At 41.5% G+C, this 20,946-nt stretch carries 16 protein-coding genes; 11 read left to right on the forward strand and 5 right to left on the reverse strand.

Annotated features, from left to right (window positions below; genetic code table 11):
* Nucleotides 1-59 precede the first annotated feature (59 nt).
* Complete coding sequence (locus KV40_RS20050; RefSeq protein WP_052055789.1) at nucleotides 60-1,295, forward strand: class I SAM-dependent methyltransferase; 1,236 nt, start codon at nucleotides 60-62, stop codon at nucleotides 1,293-1,295.
* Nucleotides 1,296-1,435: 140 nt separating this feature from the next.
* Nucleotides 1,436-2,953 carry a VanZ family protein gene (locus KV40_RS20055; RefSeq protein ID WP_036485376.1) on the forward strand — a complete coding sequence of 506 codons (1,518 nt, stop codon included), beginning with the start codon at nucleotides 1,436-1,438 and terminating at the stop codon, nucleotides 2,951-2,953.
* 150 nt (nucleotides 2,954-3,103) lie between these two features.
* Here KV40_RS20055 and thrC read toward each other — a convergent pair whose 3' ends face one another.
* The 3 genes from thrC to rimO all read right to left on the reverse strand — a co-directional run bounded on the left by thrC (nucleotide 3,104) and on the right by rimO (nucleotide 7,244).
* Nucleotides 3,104-4,201, reverse strand: coding sequence for a threonine synthase (gene thrC, locus KV40_RS20060; RefSeq protein WP_052055793.1), 1,098 nt, complete (start codon nucleotides 4,199-4,201; stop codon nucleotides 3,104-3,106).
* A 112-nt stretch (nucleotides 4,202-4,313) separates the two neighbouring features.
* A complete protein-coding gene (locus tag KV40_RS20065) occupies nucleotides 4,314-5,774 on the reverse strand; it encodes a DEAD/DEAH box helicase (RefSeq protein WP_036485380.1) in 1,461 nt (486 codons plus the stop codon).
* 135 nt (nucleotides 5,775-5,909) lie between these two features.
* On the reverse strand, nucleotides 5,910-7,244 hold the full coding sequence (gene rimO, locus KV40_RS20070) for a 30S ribosomal protein S12 methylthiotransferase RimO (RefSeq protein WP_036485382.1): 1,335 nt from the start codon (nucleotides 7,242-7,244) through the stop codon (nucleotides 5,910-5,912).
* Nucleotides 7,245-7,830: 586 nt separating this feature from the next.
* On the opposite strand from rimO, the gene btpA reads away from it, so the two are divergent.
* From btpA to KV40_RS36770, 5 genes are all read left to right on the forward strand, one after another.
* Complete coding sequence (gene btpA, locus KV40_RS20075; protein WP_036485449.1) at nucleotides 7,831-8,688, forward strand: photosystem I biogenesis protein BtpA; 858 nt, start codon at nucleotides 7,831-7,833, stop codon at nucleotides 8,686-8,688.
* Between the two features lie 250 nt (nucleotides 8,689-8,938).
* Nucleotides 8,939-9,937 carry a vitamin K epoxide reductase family protein gene (locus KV40_RS20080; protein WP_036485450.1) on the forward strand — a complete coding sequence of 333 codons (999 nt, stop codon included), beginning with the start codon at nucleotides 8,939-8,941 and terminating at the stop codon, nucleotides 9,935-9,937.
* 148 nt (nucleotides 9,938-10,085) lie between these two features.
* Complete coding sequence (locus KV40_RS20085; protein WP_036485383.1) at nucleotides 10,086-11,918, forward strand: hypothetical protein; 1,833 nt, start codon at nucleotides 10,086-10,088, stop codon at nucleotides 11,916-11,918.
* A 98-nt stretch (nucleotides 11,919-12,016) separates the two neighbouring features.
* Complete coding sequence (gene ruvX / locus KV40_RS20090; RefSeq protein ID WP_036485384.1) at nucleotides 12,017-12,460, forward strand: Holliday junction resolvase RuvX; 444 nt, start codon at nucleotides 12,017-12,019, stop codon at nucleotides 12,458-12,460.
* 307 nt (nucleotides 12,461-12,767) lie between these two features.
* Nucleotides 12,768-14,225: a glycosyltransferase family 4 protein gene (locus KV40_RS36770; RefSeq protein ID WP_253274328.1), complete on the forward strand. Its 1,458-nt coding sequence runs from the start codon at nucleotides 12,768-12,770 to the stop codon at nucleotides 14,223-14,225.
* Here the strand turns inward: KV40_RS36770 and KV40_RS20100 are convergent.
* Together KV40_RS20100 and KV40_RS20105 are read right to left on the reverse strand one after the other, a co-directional pair.
* Nucleotides 14,213-14,599 (reverse strand): YkgJ family cysteine cluster protein, encoded by a 387-nt coding sequence (locus tag KV40_RS20100; protein WP_036485385.1) that lies wholly within the window; start codon nucleotides 14,597-14,599, stop codon nucleotides 14,213-14,215. The genes KV40_RS36770 and KV40_RS20100 overlap by 13 nt on opposite strands.
* A complete protein-coding gene (locus KV40_RS20105) occupies nucleotides 14,599-16,692 on the reverse strand; it encodes an amino acid permease (protein WP_371260804.1) in 2,094 nt (697 codons plus the stop codon). Before KV40_RS20105 ends, KV40_RS20100 begins: the two co-directional genes overlap by 1 nt.
* 442 nt (nucleotides 16,693-17,134) lie before the next feature.
* Between KV40_RS20105 and rpsO the strand changes: the two genes are divergently transcribed.
* The 4 genes from rpsO to KV40_RS20125 all read left to right on the forward strand — a co-directional run bounded on the left by rpsO (nucleotide 17,135) and on the right by KV40_RS20125 (nucleotide 20,927).
* Nucleotides 17,135-17,404 (forward strand): 30S ribosomal protein S15, encoded by a 270-nt coding sequence (gene rpsO, locus KV40_RS20110; protein ID WP_036485389.1) that lies wholly within the window; start codon nucleotides 17,135-17,137, stop codon nucleotides 17,402-17,404.
* A 15-nt stretch (nucleotides 17,405-17,419) separates the two neighbouring features.
* The gene (locus tag KV40_RS20115) at nucleotides 17,420-17,896 is read left to right on the forward strand and encodes a PAM68 family protein (protein ID WP_036485392.1); all 477 of its coding nucleotides are present in this window, start codon (nucleotides 17,420-17,422) and stop codon (nucleotides 17,894-17,896) included.
* 57 nt (nucleotides 17,897-17,953) lie between these two features.
* The gene (gene aroF / locus KV40_RS20120; protein WP_036485395.1) at nucleotides 17,954-19,012 is read left to right on the forward strand and encodes a 3-deoxy-7-phosphoheptulonate synthase; all 1,059 of its coding nucleotides are present in this window, start codon (nucleotides 17,954-17,956) and stop codon (nucleotides 19,010-19,012) included.
* A 178-nt stretch (nucleotides 19,013-19,190) separates the two neighbouring features.
* Nucleotides 19,191-20,927, forward strand: a complete 1,737-nt coding sequence (locus tag KV40_RS20125; RefSeq protein WP_036485397.1) for a diflavin flavoprotein — start codon at nucleotides 19,191-19,193, stop codon at nucleotides 20,925-20,927.
* Nucleotides 20,928-20,946 lie beyond the last annotated feature (19 nt).

The following is a 20,946-nucleotide window of genomic DNA, read 5'->3' on the forward strand; positions in this document are numbered from 1 at the left end:
TTCCTGGCTACTCCAAATTAAGATTGTAAGCTTTTATAAATATTCAATTTAATCCCATCATGGTTCAAAATTCCCTACGTCAAGATAACCAAATATCAATATCGACTGCACCAAAGTCGATCGAGCATAGCTGTCCTAACTGCAGTCATTTAGAATTGTCAGTTTTTTACGAAGTTCGCAACGTTCCCGTTCATAGCTGTTTGATGATGTCCAACAAACAAGAAGCCTCGAACTTTCCCTGCGGCGATGTAGTTTTGGGCTTTTGTAACAATTGCGGTTTTATTACCAATACGGAGTTTGATTCAAAATGGTCGGCTTACGCGCCTAACTATGAAGATCAACAGAGTTTTTCCCCTACATTTAATAAATTCGCCCATAGTTTAGCTAATAAACTCATTGATAAATACGATTTACACCATAAAAATATTGTGGAAATCGGCTGTAGTAAAGGCGATTTTCTGTTGATGCTGTGTGAATTAGGCAATAATCGCGGTGTGGGTATAGATCCTAGCGTCGTTCCCAACAGAGTTCAAAGCGACGCGAGCGATCGCGTTACTTTCATTCGAGATTACTATTCTCAAAAGCACTCCAAATATGTTGGTGATTTTATCTGCTGTCGCCATACTCTAGAACATATCCAACCGACTGCGGAATTTATTAAAACGGTACGTAGCTCGATAGGCGATCGCCACGAAGTTAATGTAGTCTTTGAAATTCCCAACAATACCAAAGTTTTACAAGATTTAGCCTTTGAGGATATTTATTACGAACACTGTTCTTATTTTAGTCCTGGTACTTTAGCCCGTTTATTTCGCAACTGTGGATTTGAAGTCAAAGACCTTTACTGCGATTATGGCGATCAGTATTTAATTATTGAAGCACAACCTACTGATACCCCGTCCGCAACGATCCATCCTGAAGAAGAAACAGTATCTCAAGTAGCGGATGATGTACGCCATTTTACCGAAAATATTACGGACAAACTAAACTATTGGAAAGATTATTTGACAGCGGCGCAGCAAAAGCAGGAAAAAGTTGTAGTTTGGGGTTCTGGTTCTAAGTGTGTTTCTTTTTTAACTACCTTAAATACGGTAGACAAAATCGAATATGCGGTCGATATCAATCCCCACCGTCACGGTAAGTTTATTCCTGGAGTTGGTAAAGAAATTATGCCTCCAGAGTTTCTTAAAACCTATCGACCCGATCGCGTTATCATTATGAACTCGATCTATCGTGACGAAATTAGCAAAATGCTGCGAGAAATGGGAGTAGCAACCGAAGTAGTATCATTATAAACTTAGGGTGGGTAAACAAAGAGCATTTGTAATGATTGTCGATACCTGAAAGAAATTTGCTTACCTTATAGTTGATGGTCGGTAAATCAATTCATATCTTAAAGTAAAAACAAAATGAATTCGCGATCTAAATTAAATTTGTGAATCGTAGCTTTTGGTATTACTTATTTTTTATTGCCAGTATCGTCCTAGCGATCGCGGCAACGCTCAATCCTTTTACTTTTGTCGTTCCAGAACAAGTATCTCCTTTATTAATTTTTAAGCAGTTCCGCCATAGCAGCAGCGTTAAAGACTATTGGCGAAATATTTTATTATTTCTACCTTTTGGCATTAGTTTGGCGGCTATCTTACCAACTACAAAATTTAAATATATAACTACATTAATAATTTCAATTATTGCTAGCTGTAGTCTATCTCTATTCGTAGAAACTTTACAGTTTTTTTTGCCTATTCGCGTTTCCAATTTTTCTGATGTAGTAACTAATACTATCGGCGGATTTGCAGGAACTTGTTTGTATTGGTGGCGCAGTTCGATTGGTTCTTTTATAGTTGCAATAATAACTAGAAATCGCAATAAACTAACGCTTAAATCTTTAATTACTGCTTTTGTCGGTTATTTTTTAGCTATTTGTTTAGCAAGCTATATTTTACTAATTAATGTCAATTTAAGTAACTGGAACGAAAATTTTCAGTTAATAATTGGTAATGAAGCTACAGGCGATCGCCCCTGGCAAGGCTATATAAAAAATTTTCAAATTAGCGATCGCGCTTTGTCTGCCTCAGAAATAGAGCGAGTATTTTTAGAGAATAAAATACCTACTGAAAAAGTAAATATTTCTTATACATTCGATCGACAAAAAAAAAGCTATATCTCATCTACAATTACTGCTGAGAAATTAGTCTGGCAAAAAAATAATAGCTCCAATAAAAATACATCTACATCTTTAAAAAATAATGCAGTTTTTGTGGGTGGTGAACGATGGTTAGTTTCTCAAAATCCAGTTTCTAATTTAACTAATAAACTACGGAGTAGCGATCGATTTACGTTAAGCGCGATTGTAGCAACTAACAATCTACAACAAATAGGTCCTGCTAGAATTATTTCTGTTTCAGAAAACATTTTTCGTCGCAACCTAACTATCGGACAAGAACGAAGTCACTTAAGTTTTCGTATGCGATCGCCTCTTACTGGAGAAAATGGTAGCCAACCCGAATTAATAATTCCCAGAGTTTTTAGCAACACAGACTTTCATCATTTATTAATTACTTTTGAGAAAAATAGACTTGATTTTTATCTCGATCGCCTTGATAACAAATACAGCTTTTTCTTTCAACCAGAAATAAATTTTTTAGCCTACTATCCGTTTACAATTTTAGGTTGGAAAATTAATGTAGAAAATTTTAATTTAATCAAGTACTATTTAGCTTTTTGTGCAATAGCTTTTATTCCTTTAGGTATAATCGGTGGATTTATTTTATCTTTAATAGGAAAAAATACAATTATTAAGCTTTTAGCAATTATGATTTTTTGCTTTATACCACCCCTATTTTTAGAACTTTTATACACCGCGATCGCTTCTCAACCAATTAGAGAATTAAACCTGCTACTAGGAGTAGAAATCTTGTCAATCATTGTCTTGGTAATATCAAAAAGATAAATTATAAGTCAGTAAAGATAGCAGAGAAAGCTTTTTAGGTAGTGAGTAGGGGAAGCAAAAATTGACAATGGATAATGAAAAATTTTAAATTGTCAATTATCCATTATCCGTTAATAACTTTCTACTTTCTACTTTTTACTTTTTACTTCTTCAGAACCCCATTGCTTTAGCAACCGTTTCTAGATCGTGTTTTACGGTTTTAACCTGATTGACGCTATACTCGATCGCGCTAGTGGGATCTTTTAAGCCATTTCCAGTTAGAACGCAGACTATCGTAGCGTTTTGGGGGACTCGATCTTTAACCTTGAGTAAGCCAGCTACCGAAGCCGCGCTTGCAGGTTCGCAAAAGATACCTTCTGCTGAAGCTAATAAACGATAGGCATCTAGAATTTCATCATCGGTTACGGCATTAAATTCACCTTTGCTGGCATCCCGTACGGCGATCGCTTTTTGCCAGTTAGCGGGGTTACCAATGCGAATAGCTGTAGCAATTGTATCGGGTTGACTTACAGGTTTTCCAGAAATTAGTGGCGAAGCCCCAGCAGCTTGAAATCCCATCATTTTAGGCAAGCGATCGCTTTTTTTTGCCTGATGATATTCACAAAAACCCATCCAGTAGGCAGTGATGTTTCCTGCATTACCTACAGGAATGCAAAGCCAGTCGGGAGCATTACCCAACACATCGATTATTTCAAAAGCTGCGGTTTTTTGCCCTTCCAAACGATAGGGATTGACCGAATTGACTAAAGTTACGGGATAATTCTTTGCGAGCGATCGCACTATATCTAAGGCATCGTCAAAATTACCTTCGATGGCAATAACTTCCGCTCCATAAAGCAAAGCCTGTGCTAGCTTGCCTAAAGCCACATAACCGTCGGGGATAACTACAAATGCAGGCATTCCCGCCCGACGCGCATAGGCTGCTGCCGCTGCCGAAGTGTTACCCGTACTGGCGCAAACTACCGCTTCTGCTCCCGCCTCTTTAGCTTTGGAAATTGCCATAGTCATGCCTCGGTCTTTGAAACTCCCCGTAGGATTAAGACCGTCATATTTAGCGTATACCTTTACGCCGCGACCAATTTGTTCGGAGATCGCAGGAACTGGTATTAAAGGCGTATTTCCTTCCAATAAAGTTACTACTGGTGTAGTGGCACTTACTGGTAAATAAGGACGATAGGTTTCGATCAAACCCTGCCAGTTGTTAGCCTGGTTAACGGGCTGATGATTTGAGGTATTAGCAGAGGGGATACTTAAAGTCACGGGTTATTATTCGCTCTTGGAGCGGTTTATCGACAGTTTGGATTGGGTTTCAAGCACTATAAATTATAGGCGATAACGCTTAAAACCCATCATAACTGGTTTACTGCTCGATAATTACTTCAGATCTGAGTTTGCCACCACGAGATTTATCTTTAGGCGAAGATTTGGAGTTACTATAGCGGTCTTTACGTGAAGAACGATTGCCTTTTTTCTTGAGTATGGGTTTTTCTATTCCTGCTTCGGGAACTTCCCAATTACCTTTCATCCAGTTAGGACAATCTTTGTCGTAGACCATTTGTAAAGCAGCCGCAGCTATTGCTTGAGCATCATAATCATCGCTCAATTCTCTTACCAGAGGTAAGAATGATGCCATTCTTTCTCCCGCCAAAGTTTCTTTAATTGTCGTTTGCAATTTAGCAAATCTTTTAGCTTCTACCTGAGCGCGATTGGGAATTTTAGCTGTCTCTAACTTTTGACGCAAACGGCGTTCGATCTGTTTGAGAAAACGGCGATCGGCTGGCTGTACCAAAGCAATTGCAGTGCCAGTTTTGCCCGCTCTACCAGTACGTCCGATACGGTGAATGTAGGTTTCGGCATTGTCTGGTAAATCGTAATTGATTACGTGAGACAAATCCTGAACGTCCAAACCTCTAGCAGCAATATCCGTTGCCACTACTAATTTGACCTGACCATCACGAAAGCGTTTTACCAAACGTTCGCGCTGCACTTGGCTGAGATTGCCATGATATTCATCAACACTGTGTCCTGCTTCTAACAGCTTGCTAGTCAGTTCGCTGGCAGTACGTTTGGTACGGACAAAAATAAGTGCCGATTCTGGCTCTTCTATTTCGAGTATGGGCTGCAATGCCTTAATTTTTTGCCAACCACGAGGCACCATATAAACGTGCTGGTCGATTCTTTTTGGTGCTGCCTGGGTTTGTTTTACCGTTAGAGTAACAGGAGACTGTAAAAAGCGATCGATTAAATCTCTAATTTCGCGAGGCATGGTGGCAGATAAACAGGCAGTCTGTCTATCTTTAGGTGCTTGCCGCAATATAGTTTTGATATCGTCGATAAAGCCCATACTCAGCATTTCATCGGCTTCGTCTAAGACTGCCAAACGCAAATTATCTAATTTTAAATCTTTGCGTTCTAAAAGATCGATTACTCTACCTGGGGTGCCGACCACAATTTGCACGCCCCTGCGCAAACTGCGAATCTGTCTTTCAATTGATTGACCGCCATACACGGTTAGAGAATAAATTTTACGGTTTTCGGAGAAATCTTCGATCGCCTGGGCAACCTGTTGCGCCAATTCTCTTGTAGGCGTTAAAATCAGCACCTGAACGCTTTTATCCTTGGGATCGACCAAATCGAGTGCTGGCAGAGAAAACGCCGCAGTTTTACCAGTTCCAGTTTGGGATTGACCGACAATATCTTTTCCCTCTAAGAGAAACGGTATTGCTTCTTGCTGAATTTGAGTGGGTTTGGTAAATCCTAGAGCTTCTAGTTGTTCCAAACAGGCTTCTGATAAGCCCAGTTCTTTGAAAGTAGTAGTCATAAATTGAGTTGTCCTTACTATAAATCGTTACTGTTTTTGACTTTGCTTTGGAAAAATTTACAGTTTGTCGTCGCCATATTTAGCTAATTAATGTTTCAAGCTATATATAAATTGCGATCGCAATTGGTAATAAATTTAAACTTTATACGCCACTAGACTGGCAACTTCTCCATAAAGATCGTAAATATCGGCTGCGGTAATTCTTACGGGAACTATCGTTCCGAGGGTAGCTTCACCACGTAAATATACTAGTCCGTCAACTTCAGGAGCAAATCGAGCCGAACGCCCAATAAACTCTCCCGTTTCAGGATTTTCTTGTTCGACTAAAACCTCGACAATTTTACCGATGTTAGCCTGATTTTTAGCAGCAGCAATTGGCTGTTGAATCTGCATGAGAGTATCTCGACGCGATGAACTTATTGCTGGAGAAACTTGAGGTGTAAGCTGAGATGCAGGAGCTTCAGCTTCTGGAGAAAAGGTAAATACACCTACGTGATCGAACTGATGGCTTTCGACAAACTCTACTAAGTGCTGAAAATGAGCTTCGGATTCACCAGGAAAACCGACAATAAACGTAGTGCGTAACACCGCATCTGGAAGTTCCTCTTTAATTCGTTCGATAATGGCATCGTTTACCCTTCCTTGCCAAGGGCGATTCATCGCGCGCAAAATTTCTGGATGAGAATGTTGCAGAGGTAAATCTAGATAGGGAAGGACATTAGAGGTATTTTTAATCGCGGCAATTACTTTGGATGTGAGTCCTGTTGGATAGGCGTAATGAATTCGAATCCAGGGTACGTCAACTTTGCCTAGTTCGTAGAGCAGTTCTGCCAGCTTTGGTTCTCCGTACAAATCGACACCATAATTGGTGGTAATTTGCGAAATCAAAATAATTTCTCTAACACCTTGAGCGGCTAATTCTTTAGCCTCAGCGACAATTGACTCGATAGAGCGAGATCTTTGTTTGCCCCTCAGATGGGGAATAATGCAAAACGAACAGGCATAATCGCAACCTTCTGCGACTCTAAGATAAGCTACTCCTTCTGTAGTAGTTCGGTAGCGGGGAACTGTTTCGTCGGCGATAAAAGTAGGCTGAGTAGATACTTCTCGTACTCTTTCACCCGTTGCCACACGCTCGATAACATCGACAATTTTGTGATAGTCACTACTGCCGACTACTGCAACTGCTTCAGGTAGTTCTGCTAATAATTCGTTTTGAAAATGCTGCGCCATGCAGCCAGCAATAATAATTTTTTTATTGGCTTCGGCAAGTTCTACTAAAGTTCTTACCGATTCTTCTCTAGAATCTTGGATAAAACTACAGGTATTGACGATAACGTAATCGGCTAATTCTTCGTTGGAGTCTACTTGATAGCCAGCTTGAGTTAACAAGCCAAGCATATGTTCTGAATCTATACGGTTTTTTTCACATCCCAAATGGGATAATGCCACTGTGGGCTTATCGATCATAACTTTACTCTGATGAGAATCGATGCAGAATATTCTTTAAACTAAACTGGGTCAGACACAATATCTTTTAAATTGGAGCGTTATGATTTGGTCTATAACATCCCCTGGTTTGGCGAAATTCAAATAGGTAAAAAGCTATTTGTCAGATGGGGAGTATGTATCGAGCAAAGCTCAATTTTCTACTCTTACATCTTATCTTATAGACTTTCCTCCGTCTATAAGACGAAGTACCTGTGAATTGACAGTTATTTTTAAATTTTATCGCCAACTCAAATTTTTAAGACACAGTTTCTGGACTATAGAGTTTCTAAACTATGATAAGTTTGGCTGAATGTACCCAGACTTACACTTAATCATACTATCGTTAAAATAACTTAACAGTCAAAGTTTTTCCTGACAATTTACTTGAAATTAATTTAGATTGGCAAAGCGATCGCCAAAGATGCCAGAATAGGAGCGTCTGTTTAATGGCAAAATTCAATTAATTGACCAAAACTATATAAAATATTTCCGTCTTCTTTTGAGATAATAATAACTTTCAGACGGGTAACCAAACAGGCTTTAAATGGCGGCAGGGAAAAACAGCGTGGATTTAATACAAATTTTTAATACACATACACCTATTATTGGCGTAGTTCATCTATCTCCTCTACCGACCTCCCCTCGTTGGCAGGGCAAGCTAAAGGCAGTAATTGCTAGAGCAGAACAAGAAGCAACAGCCTTAGCCGCAGGAGGAGTAGATGGTATTATTGTTGAAAACTTTTTTGACGCGCCTTTTGCCAAAGATCGCGTCGATCCAGCAGTAGTAAGCGCGATGACTTTGATTGTCGATCGCCTTAAAAAAATGGTTATGCTACCGATTGGAATCAACGTATTACGCAATGATGCCCGTAGTGCTATGGCGATTGCATCCTGCGTTGAAGCTCAATTTATTAGAGTTAATGTTCTGACGGGGATCATGGCAACCGACCAAGGATTAATTGAAGGTAGGGCTTACGAACTGTTGCGATATCGACGCGAACTAGGATCTGAGGTAGCGATTTTAGCCGATGTCTTGGTCAAACACGCTCATCCCCTGGCTACTCCTAATATTACCAATGCGGTACGAGACACTATAGATCGAGGTCTGGCTGATGCCGTAATTCTTTCAGGATGGTCTACGGGGGTACCCCCCAGTCAGGAATATTTAGAGTTAGCCGCAGCAGCAGCAGCGGATACTCCTGTATTTATAGGCAGTGGTGCCAACAGCGATAATATTGCCCAGCTAATGCAGGTAGCTGATGGCGCGATCGTTGCCAGTTCTCTCAAGCGTCATGGTAAGATTACCGAAACCATCGATCCCATTCTCGTATCGCAATTTGTGGAAGCTGCCAAAGAAACAAAAACTACTCCTCAGCAAAAGCTAAAAAAAAATTTACGAACTAAAGTAAATAGCCAGCAGTAAGAAAAGTAGAAAGTTATTTCAGGCACTAGAATCTAGAAAATAGGGTGATAGGGAATTAGGGATTTAAGAACAGATTGAAATACCTCTCCCCAACTACCTACTTCCATAAGTCTTCAAGTCCCCAACTACTCAAAGTTTTCTCCTGCTCGTTACCATCGATCGCTCATCTTTCTCGGTCGAGAGGATGCTTGAGTTATAATTTTTGCATTCGGATAACTTATTAATAGTAATTGTCGATAAATTATTAACTATGCGCCGCCGACGTTCTCTTCCCTGGATATACCGCTGGTCTAGATCGCTTATTGGAGCGATCGCTATTGCAGGAGCAATTCTTACCGCCTATCTAACCGTTACTAAACTGACAGGAGGTGAGGTTGCTTGTTCCTTCGATGCTGGAGCGAGTGGTGGCTGTAGCAGCGTACTCGATAGTCCCTATGCTTACGTGTTTGGTTTGCCATTGAGTTTATTCGGCTGTCTGGCGTACTTGAGTATGGCAGTTTTTGCTTTAGTTCCTCTAGCTATTAATGGCGATCGCCAAAAAGAAGCTAAAAAACAGCTAGAAAATATTACCTGGTGGTTGTTGCTGGCTGGTAGTACGTCAATGGCTATATTTAGTGGCTATTTAATGTATGTTTTGGCAACTCAAATTCAACTTGTCTGTTTTTACTGTATTGGTTCGGCGTTATTCTCTGTAAGCTTATTAATTTTGACTATTGTGGGTAGATACTGGGAAGATATCGGACAAATTTTATTTATGGGTATTATCGTCGCAGTTTTAACCTTAATGGGAACTCTAGCGGTTTACGCCGACGTAAATAATCCCGAAGCAGCACAAGTAGCTCAAGAAGAAATAGTAGATGCTGACGGTTTAATTACCGTTCCTGTAGCTCAAACCAATCCTACACCACCTTATGGCTGGGAAATAACTACTACTTCTGGCGAATCGGAAATGGCTTTAGCAGAACATTTAAATGCGATTGGAGCTAAAGAATACGGTGCTTTTTGGTGTCCTCACTGCTACGAACAAAAACAGTTATTGGGTAAAGAGGCATTTGAAAAGATTAATTATGTCGAATGCGATCCCCAAGGTATAAATCCTCAGAGAGATGCTTGTATTGCCGCAGGAGTAGAATCTTTTCCTACTTGGGAAATAAACGGCAAACTTTATCCTGGAACTAAAACTGCTGCCGAATTAGCCGAATTATCTGGCTACGAAGGCACTATGGATTTTAAATATAAGCTACCTTAATCTACCAAAAGGGTTGGCAATCATTAAGGTTAATAAATTAACAAAAGTAGGAGCGAACTACTGTTCTTTTCTACTTTTTTTTGACAAGTCTTTTTTGACGAGCGAACTGCTACAATCAACTTCGGTGTGAAGAAATTGCCGCGATCGCATGAACAAACAAATTTTAGGTGTTAGCTGTGGCATGTTTTTTTGGCTAACTGGAAATACTCTGGCTAATGCCAACCCTATAACCGATAAAGTAGTGCAAAAGTCAGACAGCGATCGCGAACGCGTTACTTTTACGCCTTTGTCGGAACAGTTATTAGTTTTACCTACAGCCCAACACCTGCAACGGGGAGAAGTAAGCCTTAATTTAACTACTCGTCTGTTTTTTCTGCCAGATTTAGTCGATGTCGTTACCCTCGATGACGATGATACTGCGGTTAACTTTAATACGGGTTTTAGCTGGGGGATTACCAATGATTTGCAGCTTACACTTCAATATCAGCACGTAGACAGTAGTTCTCCCGCCCGACAGGGAAGTTTTACTTCCGAACGTACCGAAGACAATGAAGCAGCGATAGAAATCAAACAGCGACTATGGAGTAGTGCCGACAATACCAAAGCTTTGAGTGGAGTGGTTTCCGCTGCTTGGGGAACTCGCGGCTTTCAATTTAGACGCGGGGATGAAACAATTGAACTTAACAATCGCAATGTATTTGTTTCTCTCGCTGTTCCCTTTACTACTACCGTTGGCGATCGCTGGCAGTTTAACTTCGCGCCGACTCTGACTTTTTTTAACGATGAGAATGCGGAGTTTTTTCAGCGTTTACCTAATGATGATGACAATTCTTTTGGTACGGTGTTGGGTTTGGGTGCGGGTGTATCTTATCGAGTAAATTCTCGACTGTATTTTTGGGGCGATGGTTTAATTCCTCTAACTGGCAACAATAGCATTAGCCGTGAATCGGGAGAACCAGATAAAACCATCGTCTACAATGCTGGCTTGCGTTATTTAGTCAATCCTCGTTTGGCTTTGGACGTTTTTGCTACTAATACCTTTGCCAGTTATGCTCCACTATCCCTGACGGGCGATCGCGATTTAGTGGGAATTGGTACTAATTTGGTATTCATGCCTGACTTAATTGCTGCCAATCGTAAATATAGCGATCGCTTTACAGGAGATATCGATCCAGAGAATAAGCGGTTAACTACTGACGGATTGGCTTTTTTTGACGGCGGTACTGTAGCTAGCGGGCATTTTGTATTTAATTTGCAAGGAGGTAGTCAGGGAATAATGACAGCCTTGCGTTATGGGGTACTAGAGGATTTTGAAGTTGGTATTTATTTAGATTATGTCGGCGGTGAAGTAGACGAGTCGGAACAGGGAATTAGTGGTAAAATTCGCTTTTTGAATCAGGCAGAAAACGATCCCCTTACCCTCAGTTTCGCTGCCACCGTAGGACTAACTAACGAACCGTTTGTCAACTTTCGCGCCAACAGCACCGAAGAATTCGATCGCCGCAATCTAGATAAATCCGTACCTATTTTTACCCCTGGGGGCGATGATACTGTAAAAGGCGAACTAATTATTGCTACCTTTTCTCTACCCCTACACTATGAAATTGCTGGCAACACTGCGGTGTGGTTTACGCCAATATTGAGCTACGTGCAGCGTTTGGGTGTAGAGCTAGCAGGATTTAATGTCGGAGGTTCTTATGGAATTGGTACAGAATTTAGTCTAGTTGGCGAAGTAGGAGCAAATTTTGCAGGAGAAGGCAATACTTTTATCGACGGTAGCCTTGAAGATAAAATTCCCTGGACGGCAGCCGTAAGATGGACACCCCTGTCTCTTTTGCAGCGCGAACCATCTGCAATTAACAGCGATCCCTATTTAGAAATCTATCTTACCAATCGCCTTGGTGCTTCTACCTGGCATCAATTGAGAGTTAGAGAAGACAATGAGTTGGCAGTAGGAGTAGGTTTGCAATTGCCGTTTTAGTAAGAAGTAGGAAGTAGAATATTTTGATTTACTACTTAATTTTTAAGTAATGCGATCGCAAGTAACCTAATAACTAAGAGTTATTATGTAATAGAGCGATGAAAAAAATTTCGGCTTTAGGTTTAGATGTAGGAAGAAGACGCTTGGGAGTAGCTGGTTGTGATGGTACTGGTCTAATAGCTACGGGTTTGACTACAATCTATCGTACTTCTTGGGCAAAAGATGTCGCACAGCTTAAAACAATTATCACCGAAAGAGAGGCAACTATATTAGTAATTGGCTTACCTTATTCTTTAAATGGCACTATTGGAACTCAGGCTAGAGAAGTACAAAAGTTTGCTGAAAAAATAGCTAAAGATATACAGTTACCAATTGAATATGTTGACGAACGGATGACTTCTGTAGAAGCAGAAGCGCAATTAAAAACCCAAAAACGATTTTCTACTCGCGATAAAGGAGCGATCGACCGCCGCGCCGCAGCCATAATTTTACAGCAGTGGTTGGATATGCGCCGTCAAAATCGCAACTTGACCGATATTTGAAAACTATTAGCTCGAATTTCAATTTAAATTTTCTACTGTTATCTCTACAAAATTTTAGGGAATTCTAAAGCTATAACTCTTAAGGTTTATTAATTGACCAGACTAACTAGCCTAGTCAATTGTTTATTCTCGATCGTAACCAAAGCAGAGCATGAGTGAAAAAGCTTTTAAGATTTAAAAACACTCAGATAGAGTCATTTATGCTTTTAAAAACTAGATATGTTTATGAAAAGAATTTTTTCTGGAGCGAGAGTTTAAAAAAATTGAAAAATCACCTATATCTGAAATAAATTGAGGTTTTACAAACTTGAATATTTCTACGAACAAGCTTCACGTGCTAATTGTAGCCGAACACGCATCGTTGAAATTTGGCGGTGAAGCTGCGTTGCCTCTACATTACTTTCGCGTTCTTCGCCAACGCGGTATTGAAACCTGGCTAATAGTCCACGAACGCACTCGCGATGAACTACAGTCTCTTTTTCAAAGCGATTTTGACCGCATTTATTTCGTCCCCGACACTTTCTGGCACCGCCTGGTATGGCAGTGCAGCAAACTTTTACCAAAAAGGCTTGCTGATTTTACTTTTGGATTAGTATTGCGATTGATGACCCAAATAGTTCAGCGTCGTATTGCCAAACTAATCGTACGGGAACAACAAATTGATATTATTCATCAACCATTTCCTGTTTCCCCCAAAGAACCATCTATGATTTTTGATATGGGTGTGCCTGTAGTAATTGGATCGATGAACGGTGGCATGAACTATCCTCCTGCTTTTCGACAGATGGAAAGCCAATTTGTTAATTTTGGTGTGAAAATAGGACGTATCTTTGCCAATTTGTTTAATAGCCTGATTCCAGGTAAGCGTAAAGCAACAACTTTATTAGTTGCCAATCAACGCACCAAAGAGGCACTGCCAAAAGGCTGCAATGGAAAGGTAATTGAACTAATAGAAAACGGCGTAGACTTATCAATATGGCAGCCAAAATTTAGAGATCGGTATCTGGAGTTATCAAATCTCTTGCCGTTTAGCCAAAACAACTTACCAGTTACAGGCAAAGCAGCAGAAATATCAGAGAAAAATAGTCAAGCTGCTCTAGTTAAAGAAACAATAACTCCGCAGTCAAAACCAGTATCAGAACAATTAACCAAGTTTGTTTTTGTCGGTAGATTAGTTGACTGGAAAGCAGTAGATCTTTTGATACTTGCTTTTAAGCAGGTAGTAGAACAAATGACGGTTGAGTTGGAAATTGTCGGTGATGGTCCCGAAAGATCGCGTCTTGAAGCACAGGCAAAAGAACTCGGTCTAATTAGATCGCAGAATACAGAAACTACGAGTCAGAACTCTGAAGATAAACCGAAGCAGCAAGAGTTACTTCACTTTGCTGGCTGGCTTTCCCAAGCTGAATGTGCGCGACGACTGCAATTAGCTGACGCGATGATACTGCCTAGTATGTATGAATGCGGTGGTGCTGTAGTACTTGAAGCCATGAGTATCGGTTTACCTGTAATTGCTACTAATTGGGGTGGACCAGCCGACTATCTTGACGAATCGTGCGGTATTCTTATCGAGCCTGCTTCGCGAGATTCATTTGTTGATGACCTGGCAAGTGCGATGCTGAAAATAGCTCGATCGCCCCAACTGCGACATCAATTAGGTCTTGCTGGTCGTCAGCGGGTTATCGAACACTTTGACTGGGAGAAAAAAGTAGACACCGTACTTGAAATTTATCAGCAATCGATAGAGAGATATCATGTTGAGTGATTCGTGCGATCTTGGTAGCGTTGTAATTCTGGGCTATCTTCGCCGTAGACACCAATAATTTGTTCGTGGCAACAGGCGATCGCAAATTCGTCAAATTCTTCTGGTGTCACTTGATACATCTCCTCAAAAATATCTGGTTTTACCCGACAAAAACGAGGGCGTTCGGTGTAAATTTGACATTTTCTCGTCTCGCGATCGAAATTTACACACCAACCATCTTCTCCAACCATGCTGAGATAGAGCTTTAATTCTTCGGCAGTGAGATAGTTTTCTAAGTCTGGTCTGGCGGTAGGATCGAGATGACAACAAGCACCGCAATTACTGACGCAACGCCACCGAACGTCTTGTCCTTGCCGACGATCTAAAGTTTTCATTATTCGGTTAACACTTCTCCAAAAGCAAAATCAGTGGCAGCTAAGACAAAAATTGTCGAGGGTAAATTAGCTACACGCGCCTGCAATTTTTCATAGTATTCGATAAAGTTTTCTTGCGGTGCTGCCATACCTAAAAAAACTAGATCGCAATTACGAGATGACTGGGCTAAAATTTCATCAAATGAACGTTGGTGGGCAATGATTATTTTAGGAATAACTTCAATGCGGAGTCTGTCACACAACTCATTCAAATTGTCTCTAGCCGCAGCAGCCCCAAGCTCGTCGGCAACTACCAACTTAAGATAAATTCTGGCATTGCGCCAGTTAATGTCGGTACGCAACAAATACGCCAGTAATAGCATCAGGCTACCGTTATTTTGCAGTCCTCCCCACCAAACATCAATAGTACGACGAAAACCGAAACCCTGTTTTTGATTTTCATGAAATATTACTAAGTTACGCTGGCTGGCATGAATTTCGGCGATCGCCCGACAAAAGGCTTCCCGACGCGAGGGTTCTTCACTATCGCCCATAACAATCGTATTCGGCACCAAAGGACCTAAACCATAAGCTTCTACCAAACGTACTGCCCCATCAAAAGGATCGGCGGCGGTAATAACTCTTACTAAAGCCCTAATGCCTCGTTTCTGCAAATACTCGCGGATCGTGCGTTCTAGCTGATTTTGTTGTGCCAGATCGCGAGAACCACTAGGTAAGACGCTAGAAACAGTCATTAAGCTACTATTGTGGCTCAAACCGTCGGCTAGTTCGATTAAAGACCAGCGTTTTCGTGGCGCACCCGATAACACCAAAATGTGGGGTCGCCAATTTTTAGTATCGTCTTGTTCGCCAATTTGAAAGATACCCGTACCTATTAACGCCATCCACATTCCCCGACGTACATCACCCCAGGTAGTAGTCAATTCTCGTCGCTGGAGCCAAAAATAAATGGCAATAACAATTATGGCAGCAACTATCGTAGCTCGGAGATCGATCAAAATCATTACCCCCAAACAGCCCAATGCACCCAGAAGCGATAGCGACCAATGCACTCTAAATGAGGGACGGAATGAAGGACTTTGTAAAAAACCTTCAATTGCTGCCGCTACGTTTAACACTAAATACGTAGTCAGAAAAAACATAGTTAGTATGGGAGCGATAATATTCAAGTCCCCAATACAAACTGCGGCGATCGCAATTGCCAAACTAACCAAAGTTCCGTTGCGGGGTTCGTCATCTCTGCCGTGTCCGCTACCGAGAAAGCTCAAATATTTAGGCAAAACTCCATCTCTGGCGATCGCCTGTAAAACTCTTGGCGCGCCCAAAATACTGCCGATGGCACTGCTGAGGGTCGCTCCCCAAACTCCTAATAAAATTGCAGGTCCCCAAAAAGATAATCTCGTCATCAATAGCGGATCGGAAATTAAAGAAACCGAGTCGGCTCGCAGTGCCAGAAAAATTGGCAAAATCATATAAATTAGATATCCCGTAGCCACTGCGGCTAGAGTTCCTGTAGGCAGGGATTTCACGGGGTCTTTTAAATCTCCCGACAGGTTGACCCCTGCCATGATGCCTGTTACGGCAGGAAAAAATACCGCAAACACCGACCAGAAGGGTACGGCGTTTTCAGGCGGTGCAGAGAGCCACTGAGGCTGGGAATCAACTAAAGAATGACCGAAGAAAAAAGATATCAGCGATAGAACAATCGCCGCCATAATAAAATACTGAGCTTTGATGGCAATGCTAGCCGAAGTCAGAGCTAGTATACCGACCAAAATCGTTATGACCAGCGCGACATAAAGTTGATTTAGACCTGGAAAAGTTTGGATGACGCTTTCGGCAAAACCGATAGTATAGAGAGCTACCGACAAAGCCTGGGCAAAATAAAGTGAAATTCCTACCGCTCCCCCCGTTTCAATTCCCAAAGAACGGCTGATCATATAATACGCACCCCCGACACGAACTACTTTATCTGTGGCGATCGCACAAACCGATAGAGCCGTCAAAAAAGTAATTGAAGTAGCAATAGTCACGATTATCAGCGTGCCAATCAAACCTGCGTTGCCGACTACCCAGCCAAAACGCAAGTACATAATTACGCCTAGAATTGTCAGAATTGAAGGAGTGTAGACACCGCCGAAGGTTCCCAAACCAGCAGCTTTTGGGGGTAGAGTAGATTGCGAATTAGGATTATTTATTTCTGAAGGTGATTTCACTTGGGTTAGATATAAAAGTTTAGAAATAGTAGTTTTAGTTAAAATTGGCGACCGCTAGCTGACCTCTATTTTTGCGATAGCTCTTAGAATTAAGTCATACACTAGACTTATAACTAGCATGTAGATGCGATTATTTTGCCAATTGCCAAAGCAGCAACTATAGCAAATTGCTCCATCAAATCAATTATTGACGATCGATTTAGTAGCGACCACTAAACTTTAAATTTAATTTCTAGTTTTTTTCAATGTCCAGTAAAAAAATTGATGATAATATAAGAGATTGCAGTTTAGATCGAGATTTAGTCAAACAAATAACCACATGAGTTTAACCCAGCAACGCAAACAAGAATTAATGGCAGAATATCAAATTCACGAAACTGATACGGGTTCTGCCGATTTACAAGTAGCCGTTCTGACCGAAAGAATCAATCAGCTAACAAATCATCTTCGCAATAATAAAAAAGATCATTCTTCCAGACGAGGACTGTTAAAAATGATCGGTCGTCGCAAGCGTCTACTAGCATATATTCAGAATAAAAATACCGAACGCTATCAACAGTTAATTGCTCGTCTCGGCATTCGTCGTTAATTTCTGGACAAACTCATGCCTTCAAAATCAGAACGGGGTCGCTTACCATTTGAACCCCGTCAAAACAAAACCAAGAAGTCTTCTAAAAAGGCTTCTTCAGATGAAAAAACAGCTAATAAAACTGCTCCTCGCTCTCGCCAGACTGGTAAAAGTGATGCCAGTCTTTCGGCAATTCCCGATTCCGTTAGCAAGCGTATGGCGCGCCGTATGGTTGTATTTTGTGGAGTGCCTTCATTTTTAGGAATGTCTTCACTATTTATTTTTTACTGGCTTTCTATAAAAGATATTGTAGACTTACCGCCATATTTAGCTCTTGTAGTTTCGTTTGCTTTTTTAGTCGTGGGAATTGGAGGATTGAGTTATGGAATCTTTTCTGCTTCCTGGGATGAAAATCGAGTTGGAAGTTTGGTCGGAGTAGGAGAATTTAAAACAAACCTACAGAGGACTTTTAGTGCGTGGCGGGAAAATCGACGACAGGCAAAAGAAAACTAAATTTTCTAGAATTGAAGTCTGACATTACAACCGAAGTTTAAAATATTTAAAATTTTTATGATAGTAGTGATGAAAATCGGTTCTCCCGAAGCTGAGATCGATCGTATTAGTGAAGAATTAAAGGAATGGGGACTAACTCCCGAAAAAATTGTTGGCAAGCATAAAGTGGTTATGGGTTTAGTAGGAGATACCGCTTCGCTAGACCCCTTGCAGCTACAGGAGATTAGCCCCTGGATCGAACGAGTTCTAAGAGTAGAAAAACCTTATAAAAGAGCTAGTTTGGAGTTTCGCAACGGCGAACCGAGTGAAGTTATAGTTTCCACTCCTGACGGTAGTGTTACCTTTGGTATCAACCATCCTGTAGTTACCATCGCAGGTCCCTGTTCGGTAGAAAATGAAGCGATGATTATTGAAACTGCCAAGCGGGTTAAAGCTGCTGGAGCGAGTTTTTTAAGAGGTGGTGCTTATAAACCTCGTACTTCTCCCTATTCTTTCCAGGGTCATGGTGAAAGTGCCTTGGGTTTGTTAGCCGCAGCTAGAGAAGCTAGCGGTTTGGGAATTATTACAGAGGTTATGGATACTGCCGATGTAGATAAAGTGGCAGAGGTAGCAGATATTTTGCAAGTAGGTGCGAGAAATATGCAGAATTTCCCCCTGCTCAAAAAAGTCGGCGCACAGGATAAGCCAGTATTTTTAAAACGGGGTATGTCGGCAACAATAGATGAATGGCTGATGGCTGCCGAATACGTACTAGCCGCAGGCAATTCCAATGTTATTCTCTGCGAACGAGGCGTACGCACTTTCGAGCGCAAATATGCCCGTAATACTTTAGATTTAGCGGTTCTACCCGTATTGCGTTCTCTAACACATCTGCCCATTGCCATCGATCCCAGTCACGGTACTGGCAAAGCCGAATACGTTCCCTCGATGGCAAAAGCAGCGATCGCTGCTGGTGCGGATTCACTGATGATTGAGGTTCACCCCAACCCAGCCAAAGCTCTTTCTGACGGACCTCAATCTCTAACTCCAGAACGTTTCGATGGTTTGATGCGAGAATTAAAAGTTATCGGCAAAGCTGTCGGTCGGTGGTCGGTAGAACGGGTAGCAGCAGTTTAATTAAGCGATCGGAAGACAGCTATGTAGTGGCTAAAGATGGGGAAAGGAACAAAAGGCAGACCTTTAACTATTGCCTTTTTCCCAGTTAAGTCCAAAAACTTAATGCTTAAGTGCTGTTACTTTTAGTTAGTCGGGCAGGTGTAAACTGAAAATAGCTAACAAACAACTGATATAGGTCATGTCTCCCAATAAAGCCAAAGACGTTCAAGTTTTCCCCATTGCTGCCGATACTCGCGTCTTACGATCGCGCACTTGGGAGAGGCTAAAATTTGAAATCGAATATGCGCTGCGTAAAGGCACTACCGCCAATTCATATATTATTGAGGGAGATAAAGTAGCATTAATCGATATTCCTGGAGAATCTTTTACCGAGATCTTTCTCGCTGCTCTTAAAGAAAGACTCGCTCCCCAACAGATAGATTATTTGATTTTGGGTCATATCAACCCCAATCGCGCTACAACCTTAAAAGCTTTACTAGAAATTGCCCCGCAAATAGAAATAGTCTGTTCCAATCCTGCGGCTCTTTCTTTGCGCAAAATTTTAGAAGAAACCGAACTCAAACCAAACATTCGCACGGTTAAAGGAGAAGAAACTTTAGATTTAGGTCGCGGTCACAGTTTAGAATTTCTTTTAACTCCCAACCCTCGCTATCCCGACCATCTTTGCACCTACGACCCTAAAACCGAAGTACTCTATACCGATAAACTATTTGGCTGTCACGTTTGTGGCGATCGCGTATTCGATGAAGGCTGGACGGTAGATACTGAAGATCGGCGTTATTATTTTGATAGTTTGCTGGCACCATTTGCTCGTCAATTACTTGTCAGCTTGGATAAATTGACGAATAAACCCGCTAGAATTTACGCTACGGGTCATGGTTCTTTGGTTCGCTATAGCCTGATCGAGCTAACTGAAGACTATCGTAAGTGGGCGCAGCAACAAAGCGATCGCGAATTTAAGGTAGCTCTGATTTATGCTTCTGCTTATGGCAACACTGCCACCATCGCTCAAGCACTAGCTAGTGGCGTTACTAAAGCAGGAGTAGCAGTAGAGTCGATTAATGCCGAACACGCTACCCCAGAAGAAATTAAAAATGCTGCCGAGCAAGCTGCAGGATTTCTGATGGGTTCGCCAACTTTAGGCGGACACGCACCCACTCAGATTCAAACCGCTTTAGGAATCGTTCTCGCTAATGCCGACAAAACCCAATTAGCTGGGGTCTTTGGCTCTTTTGGCTGGAGTGGTGAAGCGGTGGATATGTTAGAAAGTAAGTTTCGCAACGCTGGTTATAAGCTAGGTTTTGAACCAATACGAGTTAAATTTACCCCCGATGACCAGACCCTTAAAACTTGTGAAGAGACGGGAACGGACTTCGCTCAAGCAATCGTAAAAGCTCGACGCGATCGCGCCAAAACTCGCAAAAGCACGTCTACTACAGATGTAGATCGCACCGCACAGGCTTTAGGCAGATTAGTTGGTTCTCTGTGTATTGTTACTACCAAACAGCAAGAATTATCGGGGGCAATGCTGGCTTCTTGGGTATCGCAAGCTACCTTCAATCCACCTGGACTTACAGTGGCAGTAGCTAAAGAACGAGCGATCGAATCTTTGTTGCATACTGGTAATAATTTTGTTTTAAATATTCTGCAAGAAGGCAATCATCTGGGACTGATGAAACATTTTCTCAAACCATTTGCTCCAGGTGAAGCCCGTTTTGAAGACGTAGAAACTGAAGTAGCAGCTAACGGTTGCCCGATTCTTAAAGATGCTTTGGCATATATTGAATGTCGCATTACCCAACGTATGGAATGCGGCGATCACTGGTTACTATACGGAGTTGCCGAAAATGGTCAACTTTTGCAGTCTGAGGGTGTAACTGCGGTTCACCATCGCAAGTCTGGTACGCATTATTAGAAAGTAAAAAGTAAAAAGT

Source organism: Myxosarcina sp. GI1, from assembly GCF_000756305.1.
Taxonomy (GTDB): Bacteria; Cyanobacteriota; Cyanobacteriia; order Cyanobacteriales; family Xenococcaceae; genus Myxosarcina.

Bases quoted from the DNA above. Each gene is read 5' to 3' on its own strand.
- KV40_RS20050 (WP_052055789.1), top strand. From the start codon at position 60: ATGGTTCAAAATTCCCTACGTCAAGATAACCAAATATCAATATCGACT.
- KV40_RS20065 (WP_036485380.1), bottom strand. From the start codon at position 5,774: ATGACTACTACTTTCAAAGAACTGGGCTTATCAGAAGCCTGTTTGGAA.
- rimO (WP_036485382.1), bottom strand. From the start codon at position 7,244: ATGATCGATAAGCCCACAGTGGCATTATCCCATTTGGGATGTGAAAAA.
- KV40_RS20080 (WP_036485450.1), top strand. From the start codon at position 8,939: ATGCGCCGCCGACGTTCTCTTCCCTGGATATACCGCTGGTCTAGATCG.
- KV40_RS20085 (WP_036485383.1), top strand. From the start codon at position 10,086: ATGAACAAACAAATTTTAGGTGTTAGCTGTGGCATGTTTTTTTGGCTA.
- ruvX (WP_036485384.1), top strand. From the start codon at position 12,017: ATGAAAAAAATTTCGGCTTTAGGTTTAGATGTAGGAAGAAGACGCTTG.
- KV40_RS20100 (WP_036485385.1), bottom strand. From the start codon at position 14,599: ATGAAAACTTTAGATCGTCGGCAAGGACAAGACGTTCGGTGGCGTTGC.
- KV40_RS20105 (WP_371260804.1), bottom strand. From the start codon at position 16,692: ATGTACTTGCGTTTTGGCTGGGTAGTCGGCAACGCAGGTTTGATTGGC.
- rpsO (WP_036485389.1), top strand. From the start codon at position 17,135: ATGAGTTTAACCCAGCAACGCAAACAAGAATTAATGGCAGAATATCAA.
- KV40_RS20115 (WP_036485392.1), top strand. From the start codon at position 17,420: ATGCCTTCAAAATCAGAACGGGGTCGCTTACCATTTGAACCCCGTCAA.
- aroF (WP_036485395.1), top strand. From the start codon at position 17,954: ATGATAGTAGTGATGAAAATCGGTTCTCCCGAAGCTGAGATCGATCGT.
- KV40_RS20125 (WP_036485397.1), top strand. From the start codon at position 19,191: ATGTCTCCCAATAAAGCCAAAGACGTTCAAGTTTTCCCCATTGCTGCC.